We start from the raw sequence: 19,106 nt of genomic DNA on the forward strand, positions 1-19,106 counted from the left end.
CCCTCGCAGGAACGGGCGCCGGGAACCGAGCCGTCTCGGCCCCGTCCTCGTATGGTTAGCCTGGTGAAGACCCTCCACACGGCGTACCGCGTATCGGACCTCGCCGCGTCGCTCGCCTTCTACACCGCGCTCGGATACACCGTGGTCGGTCGGGTCGACGTCGGGGACGGTGCGAGTCTGACCGTCCTCAAGTTCCCGGACGAGGATGTCGTCACGCTGGAGCTGGTGCACCGGCCGGCCGCGGGACCGGTGGACGTCGGCACCGGGTTCAGCCACCTCGTCGTCCAGGTCGACGACCTCGCCGGCACGGTCGAGGCGCTGATCAGAGCGGGCCTCTGGCCCGGTCCCGTGGAACAGCCCGCCGGCCCGGGCGGCCCGCAGACCTCGTGGCTCACCGACCCGGACGGCTACCGGATCGAGTTGGTGCAGTGGCCGCCCGGGCATGCCGACGGGATCACGGCCGCCGACTTCGGGTAGGTCCCGCTCGGCTGCCGGCTCGACACTTGAGTAGGGGGCGCCGGATCACTTGAGTAGCAACGGGCGGCCCTGGCCGACACCGCCGGGTCGGTAACCCGCGCGACGAATGGGCGCGGCCCGACCGCGTCGACCCGGACAGGTCGGGCCGACCGAGGTACGCCGCCGACCCGGACGAGCCGCCGACAGAAGGGCCGTGACCAGCGTGAATGCGCTTCACTGCCAAAAGCGACGACCCCCGTCGGGGGGAGAGTGATCGGCCGTAGTGCCGAGTGTGATCGAGTGCCGTACCGCGTGGTCAGGAGTGGTGGTCGTGCCGTGGAGCATGATCGCCGTCGGCCGCGTGGTACGGCGTTCGCTGACTTTCTGCTGACGGTCGGCGGCGCCCTGGTCGTAGTCGGTAGCAAGCCGCGAAGCGGCGCGGTAGCGAATCGCCCGACACTCGATGACGGACGCCAGTCCTGGCGATCGTCGCGGCATCGGGTGGTCGGTGCGCTGCGGGCGCCCGAGGACGGCCGGAGGCCGCCCGCAGGGCAGTCCGCAAGCGCCCAGCCGCTTGCCGACACTGTCGCTTGGGAAGTGTCAAAATGCGGGGCGGGACCGGCCAGCGCGCTGTTACGGCGGCCTCCAGTGGCCTCGGTTGTCCTGCCTCAATGGCACGCTAATGGCACGCCGAGGCGTGTCGTCCAGACCCGGCTCCGCCTCAGCTCTGGCGAACTCCGTCGACATCACCTGTCCTTCCTGCCTACAGGGAGGACAGGGTTGATCTTCACAACGCATCGATGGGCGAGTTCCGCCTTCTCGAAGATCATGACTCCAGACCGACCAGCGTCGGTCCCCCGAGCGCGTGACACCTGCCTCCACTCGTCTCGGCAGGGCGGCAGGCGTCGCTTGTCGGGCTTGGCGGCCGCGGAGAGGGGTCCAAAGCGGAACAACTTGCCCGAGTTGACAGCCTGCAGGCGGTAGGGCGACCTTGCCCAATACGTCGGTTGTTGCGTCATCCAGAAGCCGGACGGAGAAATCATCACCCAGAGCGACCCTTCCGATCGCGCGCTGGTCAGGGTGAACGGACCCGCGCGGCCTCCCTCGTCACACTTCCCAAGGGTCACGACTTGCCCGACCAGCACCAACCAAGCAAGCGGCAATCACGCAGCGTCGGTATAACTACTACCCTCGCGCACCGGCGGACGCCTTGACGTACTGCACACCTACGGCAACTCTCAGCTATCAAAAAGGCGGCAGAACCGAGCCGAGGGGTTTACAGTTGACTAAAGCGAGGCGCAGGATGGTCGCGCAAGGGGACTACTGCACCGTGGAGTGCGCCGTTAGGGAGGACGGGGTGACATCGCCAGCCGCCGCGTTCCTCGATCAGCTTGCCTCGGGGAGCTGGGTTGAAGATCCCGATCTCTCCGGCTTACCCGACGATGCCCAAATCGGCGACTGTGACAAGCTTCTCGCGTGGTGCCAACTCCTTGCTGACGATGGACTACCGCCCTACACACACGCCGTCAACTACCTCCAAGACGGCATCTGGGAATTCAAGATAGGCGCAAAGAGGCTGTCCTTCTACGACACGCCAGGCGACGGAAGCTATATCCCAAAAGCAAAGATCAAGGACCGCGATGAAGCTGTCAATGACGATGAATTTTGGTGGTTTCCGGATCTTGATCCAGAGGTTCGCCTTGGTTACGCCTTCCCCAAATTAGGACCTAAAGCACTCCCGGATGATATAGCCACTTCGTTTAAAGTTAGGGAGGAGGACTTGAGTCATGACGTCTAAGGGTGCCGACGAGCCGTCCATGTTCGAGCAGCGGCAAGCTTCTCGCACAGGAGCCCAGGGACTGTCGGCTGCGCGATTCGCGCTTCAAGTAATAAGGCTCTTCCTTTCGGCCAAGAGCGAGGCAGGCCTATCCGCTAAGGAAATCGCGTCCCGCCTGCAAATAACGGAAGGCCGGGTTTCCCAGGTCCTCAACGGTGACGGAAACGTTCACGTAGCAACACTGGCCCGATTCATGCACGCAATGGGGTACGACATTTCCCTTCGTGCCATACCGTTCATAAAGGGCCTGAAGCCGCTTGAGATCACCTCTCGTCGCGAACGCCGCCGCCGCGAGCAGGATCAACAACGCGGCGATTTCGACGTCTACCAGCAACTCTTCCTGACCACGGATGGCGTCATGCAGGTGCCCATGTTCGTGCCCACGGATGACGTCCTTGGCTGCGTTCCGCATGGCAAGCCCACCTACGCCGGTCGAGTACGTGTTGCCGCTCTAAGGAGGTCAGGTGCCTCTCTTCGCGCGCGTACGGCAGGTCACAACTGGCAGACCAGGTCGGACCCGGCCGAGCTTTCCGCATAGCTTGGAGAGAGCATTGCCCATACCCAACGCGGCCTTTGTTGATGCGCTCGAACTCCGCGCCATCCTATTGGACGAATGCAGCATTAAGCGTGGAGATGCCGATCATGACAATCCTGGCGAGGTTGCGTCAACCATAACAATAGAGCCAGCATACGACGCCAACGGGAAGCTCTTGACCTATTCCGTCAGCGCGCACCACATCTTCAACAATTCAGATGGTCAAGTTGTTGTCAATATCGAGGTCTCAATGGCCGCTCTTTACGACGTCCAAAGCGAGATTGAACCAAGCGAGGAAGAGATAGAAAAGTTCGGGTCAACAAGTGCCCTTCTTCACGTTACGCCGTTCTTCCGGGAATTTCTTGCAACGATGACCAATCGCCTCGGAATGCCCGTGTTCTACCTACCTATGCTCAAAAGGCGTAAGGTTAAAATCGGTACGAAGACCTCCGAACGAAACGAGGGAAGTCAGAGCGAATCCGAACCGAGTGGCGAAGAGAAGACCACCGAGAGCGGCTGAATTCCTTCCCCAAATGTTGGAACACCGAAGGCCCTGGATGGGACTGACGTCCTAACCAGGCCCTTCGGTTCTGAGCGGGTGAAGGGAAGCGGACCCGCACTGTCAGCTTGGGAACTCGCTGCGGTGCCGATCCCTGCCAAGGTCAACGCGCCGCGCCCCTGGTCACGGTGCCCGTGGTTGACCCGTGCCTCCCCGTGGTTTCCCGCCGCTTCGGGCACGTAGGGGGCAGGCGTGGCCGCGTACACGCGCTGGGGCATCGCGACCGACGGCAACCCGCCGATCGTTGGCGAGCCAGTCTTGGATGACAGCAGACGAACCCTCTACCACCGCGCGAGATGACCGGCGTTCCGGGATGCACCGGTAGGCGCCCATTGACAGCCGTGGCATGCTGTTGGAAGCGCCACCATGCATCGATATGGGGTTCTCTCGTAGCAGCTCGATCGACCTAAGCCGATCAGACTGTCACAAGGGCGCTCGATACCGGCGCAGGGGTTGCGCTGATGAGAAACACGGGCACGGCGAGAAGGAGGTGCAGTAGCCCCGGCGGCCTGAAGGTCGCCAGCACAGGCAAGAGTCCGTGGACATCCCGTCTTCGGCTCGGGTGCCTACTCATCAGTTGCGATCGACCAGAAGGATTTCGCGTCGTGAACACGAGCATGTTCTATGCCCTTGGCGGTTTCCTCCTCCTACTTGCAGGGCTTCTCTATCTCACCTTCGTGACCTGGCTCATCTTCTGGCGTTCGCTCGCGAAGATGCCGAACAGCGATGCACTCCTTGATCGGGCACCGAAGGTTATGGAGGCGTTCGATGCCAAGACATGGGGCAGCATGCTCCTGCCCTGGCAGATCATCGAACGCCTCGTTCGCTGGCTTATGTCTCGACTCTCCGGTAACCAGGCTCTCAACTTCGCCGAGCCCTCCGCAGGATCATCGACAAACGCACCGGCACCCGTCCCGGATTCACAGCCACTAGATCCGCCGACACCACCGTCGAGCTAGGGCTAATGGCAGGCAACGTGATCACGGACCTTGGAACATCAGATGCCCCGGCTCGACCGGCGTCCTGAACAGCCCTTCAGTTGCGAGCTGGTGACGGACATCGAGCCCGCCCTGGCGGCTTGGGGATTTGGACCGAGACCGGTCCTGGTAGGGCGCTTCGCCTGGTCGACGCGGTCTGGGATGACCCGGTTTGGCTTTTAGTTACACCGGCTTGTCACCCGTGGATGGCTCGACCTGCTGCTCTTCCGGTGCCGACCGAAGGCGGTCCTGCTGCACATCGAAGCAGACAAGACCACGCTCGGCCGCCATGCGCGCGGCCTCGGCCGACACCTCCTCAGCCATGCTGTACCGCATAGCGAAGTAGATGATCGGACCCGACGCGTTGTTGATCAGCGGCCCATCAGACCAGGGACTCACGTCGTCCTCGTCCTCGGTCATGTTGACAGCGGTCAAGTAGGGCCTCGACGTAGGCGCGGATACCCGGGGTCGGCGGAACATCCTCATCCGCTCCGATGTACTTCCCGTAAAGCTGCACGAACGCCACAGCGCCCGCGACATCATCGGTCGGCCGGTCGCCCTCCCAGACAGCAAGGTCGTAAGTCATGCCGGCAGTGTGCCCGGTCCCGCCGACACTTGAGCCGACGCAGGATCCCCGGCGACCCGGGCAGCTCGGTGGCAAGCCAGTCCCGGGGTTGGACTGGCGCGGCAGCCGGAAGCCCCGAGCGCGACGACGACCAGCCCGGCCGGCTTCCGTACTCGCGTGTTCGGCGCCTTGGCCGTGGTTGGCGCGCTGGACGCCTACTTGCCGACGGCTCTCTGCTGGTACGGGAGCGGCGTCCGCCGGGTGTCGGTGGCCTTCCGCCCCGGCCGCGAAGCGAGCCGGGGCGGCGTGCCGCCGGGCGGCTTACCGCTTCTGCGCCGCGCGAGCGCGGCGCCTTGATCCAGATGAGAACGTTTCGGCAGTGAACGACACAGAAGCAACGGCACAGAAGCCTATCGGCATAGGGTGCGGTCTGGACCGTCCGCCCTGCTGCCATCACAGCCACTCTCGTGACCGCTTCGTCCCGAAGGAACCACTAGCCGTCGGTGAGCTGCGCCAGCAGTTGGCTGAGCTGTCCAAACGATCCGCCGGAGTCCATGGGCGTCGGACGTTGCTCGTGCCCATCGTCACCTAGTTGGTCAGCCCGACGACACCTGCCCGCACGGTGTCTCGGGCTGCCATTGTTGCTGGCTGGTTGACGACGTCTGACAGCGTCACGCGGCCCTATGCGCCCCTCACTGACAGGAGCGAGCGGCCATCGTTGCGACCCACTCAGTCTGCTGGCTACCGGACACGCCAGATTAGAGGAAAAGTTTCGTTCCAACATCGTCCTTTCGTGCAGACGTCAGCAGGACTGTTGCAGGAGGATCGTCACCAATAGCATTGCCCCGTGTGGAACTTCCTTCGCTCAGGACAGAACGGCACGCAGGCTGCCGCAGACCTGGACGAGCTGGTTCAGGAACTTGACAGGCTCGCGGGCGGACTACCAGCCAACCCCATAGTAGCCGCAAACAGTTACCTAATGTGGGCAGAGAAAGCCGAGCGACGGCTTCTGGCAACCTACCAGAGTTTCGCGATCTCACGGCACCTGCAATCCGAAAGGTATTGGCGGATTCGGGCCATGGATGCTGTAACCAGTCGGCCAACGCCACTAATAGTCGCTGAAATCGAGCTGCAAAAACGACACTTGGAAGAGTTGCTATCACAGCTACGGCATTACATCTCCATATTAACGCTGCCCGCCAATCACTGGATCGTTGTGCCGGACACGAACGTTTATGTACACGGCAAGCTTTTTCACGAGGTGGAGTGGCACCGGGAAATCGATGCTCGCCGCGCCTCAGTCGTCATGCCATTGGTTGTGCTTGACGAACTGGACCGCATCAAGGATCGAGACCCAGAATTTGGACGGCGAGCGCGAAGCGTCCTACGAGCCCTCGATAGAATAACTCAAGGTAAAAATTGGCTGGCCCCCATACCGCTGCGCCAAAATGTATGGCTTCAACTTGTGGATGAGCCTCCAGGCCATCAACGACAGCAGGGACAGGACGATGAGATCGTTCGCCAGTCCAACTACTTTGCCCAGTTGAATGAAAGCCGCTTGATTCTCCTGACGCGTGATCGCGGGATGCGACTTCGCGCGCAGGCGGCAGGCTTACACGGCCAGACGCTACCAGAACACCTTGAGAGAATAAGGCCTTCAGGCAATGACTGAGAATGACGAATACTCTGTCCGTCGCGTACCGCTAGATGAAAGCGGAAGGCTAGAGCTTCTAGCTCTGCGCCCGCCACTCTGGGAATACCTGCTGTTCGGCAACGCACTACATCTTGCGCGCACCGAACATGAGGCGCGCTGGCGCGATTTCCAACTTGGATACAGCCTCAAAATCGGTCCAGTCATCGAGCCAACGCAGGTACCCGACGTACTGGGTGAGCGCCTGTCGCATGTCAGCGCGATCGTAGGGAACCTAGAGTCCATTGTATCCAGCACTGCACAAGAGCGAGCTTTCGGCAAGCCAGGGGAGCCCGGCGACCCAATCCTCATTGAGCATATGGCGCGACGCCTCATGGATCTTTACGCACTCCTGCTCGGGTGGACGGAAGAAACGAGAGCACTACGGCTACCAGACTGGGCAGACCGACTGAAGGAGATCCTTACGACATACGCAACACAACCGATAGAGCGAACGCATGACTTTGTGGATGAGTTCATTAGAAATATTGAAGGGGTAATCGACAAGTTGGCCAACGGTCAAGCTGGCCCTCACAACGTCGAGATGCATATAACATTTGAGATAGACGATGAGCTTAGTCGTCTGTTCCACCAAGAGCTTGACAGAGTCAAGCGTTACATTCATTAGCTCTAGGCCGGCCGCAAGCGGCTAACCCGTAGCCAGTCTGCCATTGGGATGTTAAACCTCTCTTTATGGATCTGGCACTTCGCTCGTCACGTGCGGCCGAGTCCTTGGCCAAGTGGCTCGGCTGACGGCCCACCACACCAACGATCAGCCGTCTGTCGTGCTGCGGCTGCCCCTCCGGGCTTCCCGTCCTCCGCGTCAGCCGGCGGGCATCAGGCGTGTCGGCCGCAAAGCGATAGCGGCAGCGGCCGGCGCGCGCCCAGGCGGCGGCGCGTGCGGCCCGTTACGGGCCGCCAGACGTATAGAAACTTGCTTTGCCTACAGGCGCGCTGAGCGGGCTACACGCTGCAGCCTCTCCACAGAAGCGAAGATGGCTTGCTCGGGACCTGGCCGGCTCGGGCGCCATGCCGCGAGGACGAGACCGATGGCGTCGACCAGCAGGGGAACAGTCTCCTGCGATCCGGGGTTGGGCAGCTTATCGAGCGTGGCGATGGTGTCCACTGTGAGTTGGTACCGGTGGCGGTTGGCTTCGTTGTCGTGCCAGTTCGGGGAATCGCGCCATTCCTGTACTCGAGTGACGACTTCGGCAGCGGCGGTCCGAATGGCGGCGGCACGTTGCTGAGGCACAGGCGTGGCGTTGAGGAGTGCGTCGTGGCCGTCGTCGGGGGGCGTGGCTGCGTCGCGCATGTCCGAATGCTACAGACCTGCGACGCATGGTGATCTTCTCCTACCGGCCCGACGCGCTGACCAGCGGCGGCGGCTACGCGTCGGTTGGACTGATCGGCCATTCGTGGGCGAGGATGGAGAAAAGCAGGGAGTCTCGCCAGGCGCCGTTGGTGTAGACGTGGTCGCGTAGGTGGCCTTCGTACTGCATGCCGAGGCGCTTCGCCACGGCGATGGATGCAGCGTTCTCGGGGTCCATGGCGGCGCTGATGCGGTGCAGGCCAAGTGTGGTGAAGCCGTAGGTGATGAGGGTGCGGGCGGCGTCGGTGGCGTAGCCGTGGCCCCAGTGGTCGGCGTGGATGGCGTACCCAAGCTTGGCGGCTTTGACTCCGCCCAGGCCGAGCCTCCCGAAGCCGATCATCCGGTCTTGCTTGTCGGTGATGGCTAGGTAGTACTCGTTGCGGGGTTCGGTCTGGGCGCGTTGGATGGCGCCTTCGATCATGGCGGCGGCCTGGTCGTGGTCGCGGCTGTCGTAGGAGAGCCATCGGGTGACGCGGTCGTCGCCGACGATGGCCAGGGTGTCGGCTACGTCGTCGGGGCGGAAGTCGCGGAGGTTGACCAGGCTGCCGGTGATGGTGTCGATCGGGTACACGCTTCTGATCCTGGCTTATCGGGGTAGGGCGTTGGCGGGGGTGTGGGTGAAGTGCTCGATGCCGTCGACCAGGTCCCGGGCGTCGGCGGTGAGTCCGGCGCGGGTCACGGCCTGGTGCACGCGGCGGACGGAGTGAACGATGCCGTTGATCCGCTGGTCGGCCGGCAACTCCAGTACGGGGGCAATGGCGTCGGTGGCGGCGTCGAGGTCGCGGCCGGCGATCCGGGCAATGGCAAGGTCGGCGTGGGATCCGGCCTGGTCGCCGAACGCCCATGCCGGGTCGTGGGGATCGGCGTAGGCGGTGACAGCCTGGCCGGCGTAGTCCTCGGCTTCGGTGGCCTGGTCGGGGAGCCAGGCCAGGGCGTCGGCGGCGTAGTAGAGGGTGCGGGGTTGGTTGAAGGTGCAGATTCCGCCCATGGCGTCCAGGTCGTCGGGCCGTACCCGGGACCATGCCTGCTCGGCCTCGGTGATGGCGGCTTTGGCTTGTTCGGCGTTGCCGAGGGCGGCGTAGGCGCGGGCGGCGCTGACGGGCAGCCAGACCGCGGTGGTGCCGCCGGCTTCGATGGCGTGTTCGCGTCCGGCGTCGGCGTAGCGGACGGCTTCGGCGTACCGGCCGGCCCAGTAGGCGACGAGGGATTGCATGCCGCGCAGCCAGGCTTGCAGGCCGGGGTGTCCAGCCTGTTCGGCGCAGAGTACGGCGGTACGGGATTGGAGCATCGCGGCGTGCGGGTCGGCCAGGTCGTGCGACACCTTGGCGAGTAGGCCGCTGGTGATGCCGGCCAGGAAGTGCAGATCGCGGGACTGGTTCGGCGGCTGGCGCCGCTCCAGCAGGGTGAACAGGGTGTCTTGGGTCTCGGCGAGGTCGCCGATGAGCTGGTTGACCGGCTGCTGCGGGTAGGCCAGGGCGAGCCGCTGTACGTCTTCGGCGAGTTGCTGAATCGCGGCGGGGGTGGTGGCTTCGGCGGCGAGCATGGCGTACTGGCGGGCGCGTTGGGCGGCCATGGCGAGGATCGTCCTTTCCGGACCTGTCCCGGGCAAGGCGAGGGTGCCGCGCTGTTCCGGGATGCTGGAGGGGATGTCGGGAGCCCAGGGGCGTTGCAACTCGTCGACCGGTCGGCCGAACAGAGCTTGCAGGGCACGGCGGGTTGCCGGTGTCGAACCGGACAGGTCCCGTTCGCCGCGCGCCAGACGGCCGAGGTGGCGGGCGCTGATCGCCGCACGGGAGTCGAGCCGGGAGAACTCCTCGGCCAATTCCTCGTACGTGCGGTCACTCTGCTGGATCAGGTGCTCCAGCAGGGTGCGGGGTTCGCGCCGCTCCCGGGCCATCCGTTCCGCCTCTCGCTAGTTGGGCATGTCCCTACGCTGACCCGTCCAGGTCCTTGCATCAATACAGGTCCTCGGGATGTCCGCCGCATGTCCTCCACAGATGTCGATACGGGTCCTCGAACGGTCCGTGTCGATCGATCCACGATCGGTGTGTGACCGCTCCACACAGCGCAACCGCTGATTCGAGGCTAACCCGGACCGAGCCCGGTTCCGAGGGCTGGCGGGTGCACGTCGTGATCCGGCTGCGAGAGCCAGGGTTGCGGTGCCCGACCGCGCTCCGGCTGAGGTCCCCGATCGACCTCGGAGCCGGGCCGACGGTGTGGTGCCGGGGGTGCGGGGGCCACGGCTGGAAGGTAGCCAGCCCTCGCCGCGCGCTACGCGCTCCGGCCCATCCCGCCCGCGTGCAGCGACGGGACTGCATCGACTGCGGCGGTACCGGTGTGAGCGGTTCGTGGGTTCCTGGCGCGGACGGGGAGCCGGCCGGGGTGAGATAGGCCCGGGGTGGGTGCTGGGCAGAGACTCGTGTCCGTCGACCCGACGGCGGCCGGTCCGTAGAACCCGCCCACCTCGGCGCCACTCGATGAGGGGACATCTGCCGTGGTGCCGAAGACAGGAGACCTCGTGCGCGTGACCGGGCGGGCCTCGGTCCAGTTCGCCGGCAGTCGGGCGTTGATATTCCGGGTCGTGCAGGTGGATCCGAAGCCCACCTACTACGGGTGGGCGTGGATCACCGGCTACGTCCTCGACCAGTCGGGCGAGGCGGTGGACCGGCGAGACATCTTCGTCCAACCCGCCGGGCTACAGATCCTCCGACCTCCCGCGCGGGTCTGGCCGGTGGGGGCAGCGCGGCGTCCGGTCGGCGGTCGTCGTGCTTGACGTACGGATGCAGCTCGGCGCGGTCATTCGGCTGGATGCCAAGGATCGGTTCCGGCCCGAGATGGGACCAATCGCTGTGTGGGTGACCGGCGTCCGCCTGGCGCTGAACCGGCCCGAGCGGGACGAGTGGGTCTGGCTGGAGGGCGTGCAGATGATGCACGACGGCCAGTCCGGCAAGTCGGTACAGATCCTCGTACGCGCGTCGCTCCTCTCCCCGTACCGGACCGATCGATGAGCGTCTACCTAGCAGGCGCGGCCCTGGACGAACTACGGGCGGCGCAGAGGGAGGTTGACCAGCACACCGAGTCGAGCGCGGACGGCCGCTGTCCGTCGTGCGGTGAGATCGGCCCGTGCGGGCGACGGATGGCGGCGTTGCTGATCTTTCGTCGTTACGGGCGCCTGCCTCGCCGGTTGCCTGGTGCCTCTCGCCCGGACCTGGCCGGCGCCTCGGGTTCGTGGCGGTGGTGGGGCGGGTAGGTGTCGGGCTCGCATGATCGGCTGATGGTGGCCCGGCCAGTGATCCGCATTGAACCCGCCAGGGGGTGATGGACAGGGCGCCAGCAGCGCCGATAGCCTCTTGGCAAGTTGAGTTGTCGACTGAGGATGTGGGTACGGGTGCCAATCGAGGTCGCCGCGCCGAAGTACGTCGTGATCGTGAACGCGCTGCAAGAGCGGATCGAGAGCGGCGCCTACCCACCTGGCTCGATGCTGCCCAGTGAGACGGAGCTAATCCGGGAGTTCAAGGCGTCGCGCCCGGTCGTCGTGCGGGCGCTGGACCTGTTGCGCCAGGACGGGTGGATCGAGAGCAGGCAGGGCAAGGGCCGCTTCGTCCTCGGGCGGCCGGCGCGGGCGGGGCAGCGAAGCCGGGAACGGGTCTATGCGGCGCTGGACAGCGCCGAACGGACCGATTCGACGGTGCTTGCCGCTGAGGTGGTACCCGCTCCCCCACGTGCGGCCTCCGCGTTGAACATCGCGCCCGGGACACCAGTACTCGCCCGGCGTCGCCTGGTCGTGGTCGACGAGCTGGGGCCGGTCGAGTTGGGAACCGCCTTCGTTCCCCTCGACCTGGCCGACGGTACCGACCTCGACAAGACAGACCCGCTCTCGGATGGGCTGCTGCGCCACATCGCGTCCCGGAAGGCGGTCCGGTTCGATCACGTCGCCGAGCGGATCTCCGCCCGGCTTCCCTCCGAAGACGAAGCGTCGCTGCTGCGGGCCGACCGGTCAGAGCCGGTGTTGACGGTCCTGCTGTCCATCTGCGATCGGACCGGGGCACCACAGCTTGCGGTTGACCTGCTGCTGCCGGCATCCCGGCACGATCTCGAAGACGTGTACCCGCTCGACTGATCCAGCACCTTCACTCAACCACTTGACAAGTCAAGTCAGTCAGACCTACCTTTGAAGCCACTTAACAAGTCAACTGGTCGAGTTGCTAGAGCGGTTGATCCTCGGCCAGTTCAGAAGGGGAGGCGCTACGTGGTTCCTGGTTCGATCAAGGTCCCGGTTCCGTTCGACTACGCGTTCCCGGCCGGTGCGCTGTTCCTCGGCGTCGGCCCACAGGTCGACTTCGACCGGCGGGGCGAGTCCGACGACCAGGCGCGGGACAAGGAGACCGGCGAGCGGATCTGGGTGGTCCGGGTCATGGACCTCGACCCGGAGGCGGGCAAGTTCGGCCGCTCCACCGAGGTCAAGGTGAAGGTCATCAGCCCGCAGCAGCCGGTACCCCCGGCGTCGGCAGTGCCGGGCTACCCGGCCGCGATCCAGTTCGAGGGCCTGACCGTCACGCCGTACGTCGACTCGCACCGCTGCAAGGCGTCCGGCCAGTGCCGGGCACGCATGGCGTACTCGCTGCGGGCCACCGGAATCGTCCCGGCCTCGGCGGACATCACCGCCGGCTGACCGGCTGTAACGAACGCGCGGGGCGGGCTTTCGTCCGTCCAAAGATTCCGGCCCGTCCCGCGCTTCCCAACCCGATCGACCCTGGAAGGGGGATGGGCTGTGACGCCCATGGTAATGACTCCTGCCTGCGTCACGACGCTGCGCAGGGAGGTGTGGCGGCACTGCGAGTGCTGCGACGAACTGGCCGCCATGGCCCCTCACGCGAGCGTCTGTGACGTCTGCGCGGCCGACGCCGGCCAGACGTACCCGGCTGACCTGGTGGGCGGTGGCCGCGATGACTGACCGGCTCTCGTCGTTCGCCGCTGACCTGTCCGCACTGCTGGCCTCGCTGCCCGGCCGCTCCACGAAACCGGCTGAGCGGGCCGCCTGGTTCGACCGTAAGGCCAACCTGCTGGAGCAGGTCGCCGACGGTCCCGGCTCGGATCGGGCCGAGGTGTCGGAGCTGGCCCGCCTCGCCCGGGTGCAAGCCGATGAGCTGCGGCGGGAGGGCCGATGATGAACCGTCTCCGCTTCCCAGGGCTCCGGTATCTGACGTGGCACCTGCTCGTCATCTTGCGGCAGTTGTTGGGGTTGCCGCCGGGGCCGCTGCTGGTCGACGCAATCCGCTGCCCGCGCTGCCGTCAGTGGGTCAAGCCGCGCCGGTTCGACCTGGAGCACATGGCCTGCACAACCTGCGTTACCACCCTTGCCCGCCCGGTCCGGGGTGGTGACCGGTCATGCCGTTGATCAACATCATTCCCGGGGAGAAGATCCCCGTAGCACCGATGAACATGCGGCTTCCGGCGTGGCGGGTGCCCGGCTGGCTCCTCGTCGGGTGGTGGGCGCTGCGCGGCCTCGTCCGCCTGACCGTGCTTGCCGTCCGGTACTGGTGGCTGACCGGCCCAACCGTCGCCGCGCTGTGGGTGCATGCCCGGTACGGGCCGCTGGTCCTGGCCGGCGTCGTCCTGGCCGTGGCCGGCGGCTGTGTCGGCTGGTGGCAGTGGCATCCCCGATCGTGGCTGCGGTTCGGCTGGTATCCGATGGTGGCCCGGTGGCGGCGGCTGTGGGTGTACCGGCGTGGCTGGGCGTCGACCATGGCCACCTGCGGTCTCGCGACTGCGTTTGCCGGGGACCGGTACGTGCCGCAACTGCTCAAGGTGCGGTGTGACCGGTACGTCGATGAGGTCACCGTCCGGATGCTGCCCGGCCAGCTACCCGACGACTGGGCGGGAGCGGCGCAACGGCTGGCGTACGCGTTCCGGCTCCGCGACGGCCAGGCGCGCACCACCGGCCGCCCGGATCGGGTGGTCCTGCGGTTCCTGCGCCGTGACCCCCTCGCCGCCACGGTGGCACCCCTGCCGGTACCCGACGTGCCGGACCTCGCCGGGCTGCCGCTCGGCGTGCGGGAGGACGGGGCAACCTACCGGCTGCGGCTGGCCGGCTCGCATGTGCTGGTAGCCGGGGCGACGAACTCCGGCAAGGGCTCCGTGCTGTGGTCGCTGATCGCCTCCCTGGCCGGCGGGGTCCACTCGGGTCTGGTCGAGTTGTGGGTGTTCGACCCCAAGGGGGGCATGGAACTGGCGGCCGGGCTGCCGCTGTTCGCCCGGTTCGCCTACGACGACCCGGACAGCATGGCCGGCGTCCTGGAAGAAGCCGTGAAACGCATGCGGCTGCGGGCGGCCCGGCTGCGAGGCGTCGCACGCCAGCACACCCCGACCCCGGACGACCCGCTGATCGTCCTCGTCGTCGACGAACTGGCCTCGCTGACCGCCTACATCTCCGACCGGAAGGTCAAGGAACGCATCAAGGACGCACTGTCGCTGCTGCTGTCGCAAGGCCGGGCAGTCGGGGTGCATGTGGTCGCCGCGTTGCAGGACCCGCGCAAGGAGGTGCTGCCGTTCCGGGACCTGTTCCCCACCCGGATCGGGCTACGGCTCACCGAACCCGAGCAATGCGACCTCGTCCTCGGCGACGGCGCCCGCGACCGAGGCGCACTGTGCGACCAGATCCCCGAAACGGCAGCCGGCGTCGGCTACGTCGCACTGGACGGCGTCCGGGAACCGGTTCGGGTCCGCTTCTCCTACCTCACCGACACCGACATCCGCGACCTCGGCCGCACCTACCGCCGGCTCTCCGACAACGACCAGCAGCCGGAGGTGTCGGCATGACCAGCAATGGCAAGAGCCGTGGTGAGCGGGTGGAGGGTGTGGTCCTAGTCGCGATCCTCCTCGTCGTCGGCGGGCTGGCCGGCGCGGCGTCGTTCACCCACGTCCACGACTGGACCATGGCGAACTCACCGACCGGTACGGGGGACTGGTTCGGCTGGGCCAACGCCGCGATCTCCGAACTCATCCCCCTCGCCGCACTCCTCACCATCCGCCGCCGACGCCGCACCGGCGGACCGATCGGCTACCCGATGTTCCTCCTCATCGCCGCCGTCGCCCTGTCCCTGTCGGCGCAACTCGCGGTGGCCAAGCCCGGCCTGTCCGGGTGGCTGCTGTCCGCCGTCCCCGCACTGGCCTTCCTCGGCCTGTCCAAACTCGTCCTCACCACCAAACCCACCCCAACCGCGTCCCCGGCCGGTCAACCGACTCCTGCCGGTGCCGGCAGTAAGGACGAGCCTCGTCCTGAGCCGGTACCCGCCCAGGTCAACGGCCAGGACGAGCAGGACGGGACCGATGACGGCCAGGACGAGAACGCCGATCGTCGGGACGGCCGGGACGAGCAGGCTGACTCTCGGGACGGCGGGGACGAATGGCCGGACGACGGCCAGGCGGCGCCCGTGGACCTTGTTCGGCTCGCCCGGCAGGCTGCCGCGCAGCATCGGGCAGCGACGGGGCGGGCGATCACCCGTGACGAACTCCGGGCCGCTCTACGGGTCGCCAACGGGACGGCGTCCGACCTCCTCCGGCTGATCCGCGAACCCGACCGGCCCGCACTCGTCCCCGTCCCCGCAACCGCGTTCGTGGCCCGCAACGGCACACACCGACCCGTGAGCCCCGAGGTGAACCGTTGACCGTCACCCCACTTCCACCCACCCCGACCGTTCCGACCGGCAACGCTGAGCAGCCTCGGCCAGGTTCCCGGGCGGACCGGATGCGCAAGCCGCTGGCCAAAGACGCGCTGCGGCAGCTCGCCGAACAGCACGGCGTCTGCGTCCGCCCCCTGGCCCTGCGGCGTACCGACACCGAAACCGGGGTGACCGAGGTCGTAGAGGTGCCGTGCGGGGCCACCCTCGCGGCGAAGTGCAAGCCCTGCGCCGAACGTGGGCGGCGGTTGCGGATCCAGCAGATCCGGGAGGGCTGGCACCTCGCCGACGAACCCGCCATCCGCCCCGAGCATCCGAGCGAGGACGTTCTCGCCCTGGTGCGAGTGCGGGCACACATGGAGTTCGAGCGGGAAGCGCTCCAGTACCAGCCGATGCACCCCGACGAACGGGCCGCGCAACTGGCCGACCTGGACGCGGGTATCAGCGAACTCGATGAGGCCCTGGGCGAGACTGACCTACGCGGGCACCTCACGCCCCGGGAACGGACCGACCGGCCCCGCCGGAAGCGGTCCACGAAACGGCGGCAGGACTCGCCCGACCTGCCCCGGCTGCCCGTCGACCCGCGCACGGTCGGCCGCGCCTACGCCGGACGGGCCGGCAAGACCCACCGACCGTCGATGCTCATCACACTCACCCTCGACTCGCACGGCCCGGTCCACTCCCACCTACGCCGGGGCGCCTACACCGCACCCTGCGAATGCGGCCAGCGACACGGCCCACACGATGACGTACTCGGTACCCCGGTCGACCCGGCTGGCTACGACTACCGGCGGGCGGCACTCGACTCGATCCACTTCGCCCGGGTCCTGGACCGGTGGTGGCAAAACGTCCGCCGGGCCGCCGGCTGGAACGTCCAATACGCCGGAGCGGTCGAACTCCAGCGCCGGCTTGCCCCACACGCGCACTTCGCCATCCGGGGCACCCTGCCCCGACGACTGTTGAAGCAGATCGCCGCCGCGACCTACCACCAAGTCTGGTGGCCGGCCTTCGACGAACCGGTCTACACCGTTGACCGGCCGCCGGTCTGGGACGTCGAGCAACAGGCGTACGTCGACCCCAAGACACGCGAGCCGTTGACGCCGTGGTCACACGCCCTGGACGAGCTGGAGGAACCCGACTCCCGGCCGGCATATGTCGCCCGGCTGGGCCGGATCGACGCCCGGGGAATCGAGCAGGGCACCAAGGATGCGGAGCGGTCGATCCGCTACGTCACGAAGTACGTCACCAAGGACCTGACCGACCAGGCCCGACCCCGCTCGGATGCGCAGAAGGCGCACTTCGACCGGCTCCACGCCGAACTGGCTGTCCTGCCGTGTTCGCCGACCTGCGCCAACTGGCTCCTCTACGGCGTCCAGCCCGACGGGATCAAGGCAGGGTTGACCCCCGGCCGCTGCACCGGCAAGGTCCACCAACGCTCAACCCTCGGCTTCACCGGCCGGCGCGTCCTGGTCTCCCGGCAGTGGTCCGGCAAGACCCTGGCCGACCACCGGGCAGACAACCGAGCCTGGATCCGCGCCATCCTCGCTGGCGGCATGGCCGACACCGATCCGGCCGACGAGGACCAGGGCGACGGGCACGGCCAGGACCAGGCGGCGGCCGACAACCCGCAGCGGTACCGGTTCGAGCTGGCCCGCCCCGAAGACCCCGACGTGCTGCCCCTGGAACACCGGATCCTGCGCGCCGTCTCCGCCCGCATCCGCTGGCGAACAGACCTCGACGCGGCCCGTCAACGGGCGTCCGGTGCCGTTTCGGCAACTGTCCGACTCCTCTCCCCCGCAGCCTGAACAGAAGGGAACTCATGTCCACCGTCGTACCCCTCATCCCCCGGCGGGCAGCCCGACCGGCTGACCTCGCCTCGCTCCCAGCGCCCGGAACCCGTCCGGCGCGTGCCGTCTACACCGTGCGGGAGGTCGCCGGGCTCCTGTCGCTGTCGACCAGCACGGCGTACGCGCTCGTCCGGTCCGGTGACATCCCCGCCGAACGACTCGGCCGGCGCTGGGTCATTCCCCGGACCCGGTTCCACGCCTGGCTGGACGGCACCTCGGCCGGCTCCTCCGCCCTTTCGGCAACTGGTACCGACACGTCTGCAAGGAGCTGGTGACCGATGGGCTTCGTCAGGAAGACACCGGCCGGGACCTACCGGGCGAACTGGCGGGACGCTGCGAACCGGCAGAAGGCGAAGACGTTCCGCACCAAGAAGGAGGCGAACGCGTACCTGGCCGAGGTCGAGGGCGCGTTGAACAAGGGCACCTACGTCGATCCGCACGCCGGCAAGGTGCTGTTCGGTGAGTTCGCGCGGCGCTGGCTGGCCGGCCGTTCGGTGGAGGCGAGAACGGCTGAGCGGACGCAATCCATGCTGCGCGTTCACCTTCTGCCTAAATGGACAGATTGGCCACTCAACCGGATCGACCACCTGGCGGTGCAGGAGTGGGTGACGGAGCTTGGCAAGCGACTCGCCCCGGCAACGGTCGCCAAGTGCTACGGCCTGCTGTCGATGATCCTGCAAACCGGGATCCGTAACCGGCTGATCGCGGTCAACCCGGCCGAGGGTGTGAAGGTGCCGCGCAACCGGTCCGGCGACGCCCGGCCGACCACCATCACCCGAGAGGTCTTCTTCGGCAAGCTGCTGCCGGCCGTCCCCACGGAGCATCGGGCGCTCGTCGCCGCTGCCGCTGGCACGGGCCTGCGTTGGGGCGAGTGCGCCGGCCTGGCGTGGGGGTCGGTCGACCTCGACCGGTCCGTCCTGCGCGTCGTCCAGGTGGCGGTGGAGACGCACGGCGAGATCGTGATCAGGCCGTACCCGAAGACCCGCGCGGGCGTCCGGACGGTGCCCATGCCGGCGTTCCTGGTCGAGGCACTACGCCAGCAGCTCGGCGACGCGAAGCCGGACGCGCGGGCGCTGGTCTTCGCCGACCGGGACGGCGGCCCGCTGCGGCGGTCGAACTTCCGGCGCCGGATCTGGCTCCCATCGCTGGTCCGGGCCGGGCTGCTGGGCCAGGTCGTCAACCTCGGGCCGCGTCGCTGGCGGGCCGTCTGGCCGGATCCCGACGGCATGGACCAGTCGGCAGAGTTCACCACCGAGCGGGCGGCGGTGACGCATGTCGCCAAGGAGGCAACGGGCGGACTGCGATTCCACGACCTGCGCCACTCATACGCAACATGGCTGGTTACCGATGGCGTCCCTATCAACCTCGTCCAGCGGGTCATGGGACACGAGCAGGCGTCGACAACCCTCAACCGATACACCCACACCCCGGATGACTACGCCGACCGGGTCCGCCGGACCTTCGCTGACGATTCGCTGACTTTCGATCCTCCAGAGCCACCGGAGGAGCCGGACGAGCCATCATCAGAGGGGTCGTGACCAGCGTGAATGCGCTTCACCGGCAAAAGCGACGACCCCCGTCGGGGGGAGACG

The 19,106-nt window shown here is 66.8% G+C and carries 22 protein-coding genes; 17 read left to right on the forward strand and 5 right to left on the reverse strand.

The genetic code is table 11. The features are described from left to right. The first annotated feature begins 63 nt into the window (after positions 1–63). Positions 64–477 (forward strand): VOC family protein, encoded by a 414-nt coding sequence (locus ACSMXO_RS40410; RefSeq protein ID WP_346258817.1) that lies wholly within the window; start codon positions 64–66, stop codon positions 475–477. A gap of 1,336 nt (positions 478–1,813) precedes the next feature. Next, entirely contained in the window at positions 1,814–2,254 is a 441-nt protein-coding gene (locus ACSMXO_RS40415; protein WP_455415971.1) for a hypothetical protein, read from the forward strand. A 127-nt stretch (positions 2,255–2,381) separates the two neighbouring features. Here the strand turns inward: ACSMXO_RS40415 and ACSMXO_RS40420 are convergent, their stop codons facing one another. After that, positions 2,382–2,705, reverse strand: a complete 324-nt coding sequence (locus tag ACSMXO_RS40420) for a hypothetical protein (RefSeq protein ID WP_455415972.1) — start codon at positions 2,703–2,705, stop codon at positions 2,382–2,384. 139 nt (positions 2,706–2,844) lie between these two features. Here ACSMXO_RS40420 and ACSMXO_RS40425 point away from each other — a divergent pair, with 139 nt between their 5' ends. Continuing rightward, entirely contained in the window at positions 2,845–3,348 is a 504-nt protein-coding gene (locus ACSMXO_RS40425) for a hypothetical protein (protein WP_455415973.1), read from the forward strand. A gap of 644 nt (positions 3,349–3,992) precedes the next feature. Next, positions 3,993–4,346, forward strand: coding sequence for a hypothetical protein (locus ACSMXO_RS40430; protein ID WP_455415974.1), 354 nt, complete (start codon positions 3,993–3,995; stop codon positions 4,344–4,346). A 201-nt stretch (positions 4,347–4,547) separates the two neighbouring features. Here ACSMXO_RS40430 and ACSMXO_RS40435 read toward each other — a convergent pair whose 3' ends face one another. Further along, the gene (locus ACSMXO_RS40435; RefSeq protein WP_455415975.1) at positions 4,548–4,784 is read right to left on the reverse strand and encodes a hypothetical protein; all 237 of its coding nucleotides are present in this window, start codon (positions 4,782–4,784) and stop codon (positions 4,548–4,550) included. Between the two features lie 992 nt (positions 4,785–5,776). On the opposite strand from ACSMXO_RS40435, the gene ACSMXO_RS40440 reads away from it, so the two are divergent. Both ACSMXO_RS40440 and ACSMXO_RS40445 read left to right on the forward strand, forming a co-directional pair. Beyond that, entirely contained in the window at positions 5,777–6,601 is an 825-nt protein-coding gene (locus tag ACSMXO_RS40440) for a PIN domain-containing protein (RefSeq protein ID WP_455415976.1), read from the forward strand. After that, the gene (locus ACSMXO_RS40445; RefSeq protein WP_455415977.1) at positions 6,594–7,247 is read left to right on the forward strand and encodes a hypothetical protein; all 654 of its coding nucleotides are present in this window, start codon (positions 6,594–6,596) and stop codon (positions 7,245–7,247) included. The genes ACSMXO_RS40440 and ACSMXO_RS40445 overlap by 8 nt, the downstream gene beginning before the upstream one ends. Before the next feature lie 315 nt (positions 7,248–7,562). Here ACSMXO_RS40445 and ACSMXO_RS40450 read toward each other — a convergent pair whose 3' ends face one another. The 3 genes from ACSMXO_RS40450 to ACSMXO_RS40460 all read right to left on the reverse strand — a co-directional run bounded on the left by ACSMXO_RS40450 (position 7,563) and on the right by ACSMXO_RS40460 (position 9,885). Continuing rightward, positions 7,563–7,931 carry a hypothetical protein gene (locus ACSMXO_RS40450; protein WP_455415978.1) on the reverse strand — a complete coding sequence of 123 codons (369 nt, stop codon included), beginning with the start codon at positions 7,929–7,931 and terminating at the stop codon, positions 7,563–7,565. Between the two features lie 73 nt (positions 7,932–8,004). Then, a complete protein-coding gene (locus tag ACSMXO_RS40455) occupies positions 8,005–8,559 on the reverse strand; it encodes a GNAT family N-acetyltransferase (protein ID WP_455415979.1) in 555 nt (184 codons plus the stop codon). 15 nt (positions 8,560–8,574) lie between these two features. Beyond that, positions 8,575–9,885 (reverse strand): hypothetical protein, encoded by a 1,311-nt coding sequence (locus ACSMXO_RS40460; RefSeq protein WP_455415980.1) that lies wholly within the window; start codon positions 9,883–9,885, stop codon positions 8,575–8,577. A 621-nt stretch (positions 9,886–10,506) separates the two neighbouring features. Between ACSMXO_RS40460 and ACSMXO_RS40465 the strand changes: the two genes are divergently transcribed. The 11 genes from ACSMXO_RS40465 to ACSMXO_RS40515 all read left to right on the forward strand — a co-directional run bounded on the left by ACSMXO_RS40465 (position 10,507) and on the right by ACSMXO_RS40515 (position 19,052). Beyond that, the gene (locus tag ACSMXO_RS40465; protein ID WP_455415981.1) at positions 10,507–10,761 is read left to right on the forward strand and encodes a hypothetical protein; all 255 of its coding nucleotides are present in this window, start codon (positions 10,507–10,509) and stop codon (positions 10,759–10,761) included. 82 nt (positions 10,762–10,843) lie between these two features. Further along, positions 10,844–10,996, forward strand: a complete 153-nt coding sequence (locus tag ACSMXO_RS40470) for a hypothetical protein (protein ID WP_455415982.1) — start codon at positions 10,844–10,846, stop codon at positions 10,994–10,996. 380 nt (positions 10,997–11,376) lie between these two features. Further along, positions 11,377–12,108 (forward strand): GntR family transcriptional regulator, encoded by a 732-nt coding sequence (locus ACSMXO_RS40475; protein WP_455415983.1) that lies wholly within the window; start codon positions 11,377–11,379, stop codon positions 12,106–12,108. A gap of 129 nt (positions 12,109–12,237) precedes the next feature. Beyond that, positions 12,238–12,660 carry a hypothetical protein gene (locus ACSMXO_RS40480; protein WP_455415984.1) on the forward strand — a complete coding sequence of 141 codons (423 nt, stop codon included), beginning with the start codon at positions 12,238–12,240 and terminating at the stop codon, positions 12,658–12,660. Between the two features lie 99 nt (positions 12,661–12,759). Then, positions 12,760–12,942: a hypothetical protein gene (locus ACSMXO_RS40485; RefSeq protein WP_455415985.1), complete on the forward strand. Its 183-nt coding sequence runs from the start codon at positions 12,760–12,762 to the stop codon at positions 12,940–12,942. Beyond that, entirely contained in the window at positions 12,935–13,156 is a 222-nt protein-coding gene (locus tag ACSMXO_RS40490) for a hypothetical protein (RefSeq protein WP_455415986.1), read from the forward strand. Before ACSMXO_RS40485 ends, ACSMXO_RS40490 begins: the two co-directional genes overlap by 8 nt. Positions 13,157–13,376: 220 nt before the next feature. Next, positions 13,377–14,807: an FtsK/SpoIIIE domain-containing protein gene (locus ACSMXO_RS40495; protein WP_455415987.1), complete on the forward strand. Its 1,431-nt coding sequence runs from the start codon at positions 13,377–13,379 to the stop codon at positions 14,805–14,807. Further along, a complete protein-coding gene (locus ACSMXO_RS40500; RefSeq protein WP_455415988.1) occupies positions 14,804–15,655 on the forward strand; it encodes a DUF2637 domain-containing protein in 852 nt (283 codons plus the stop codon). Before ACSMXO_RS40495 ends, ACSMXO_RS40500 begins: the two co-directional genes overlap by 4 nt. After that, on the forward strand, positions 15,652–17,472 hold the full coding sequence (locus ACSMXO_RS40505) for a replication initiator (RefSeq protein WP_455415989.1): 1,821 nt from the start codon (positions 15,652–15,654) through the stop codon (positions 17,470–17,472). Before ACSMXO_RS40500 ends, ACSMXO_RS40505 begins: the two co-directional genes overlap by 4 nt. A gap of 116 nt (positions 17,473–17,588) precedes the next feature. Next, a complete protein-coding gene (locus tag ACSMXO_RS40510) occupies positions 17,589–17,789 on the forward strand; it encodes a helix-turn-helix domain-containing protein (RefSeq protein ID WP_455415990.1) in 201 nt (66 codons plus the stop codon). A gap of 3 nt (positions 17,790–17,792) precedes the next feature. After that, positions 17,793–19,052 (forward strand): tyrosine-type recombinase/integrase, encoded by a 1,260-nt coding sequence (locus tag ACSMXO_RS40515; protein ID WP_455415991.1) that lies wholly within the window; start codon positions 17,793–17,795, stop codon positions 19,050–19,052. The last annotated feature ends 54 nt before the right edge of the window (positions 19,053–19,106 follow it).

Source organism: Plantactinospora sp. DSM 117369, assembly GCF_053764795.1.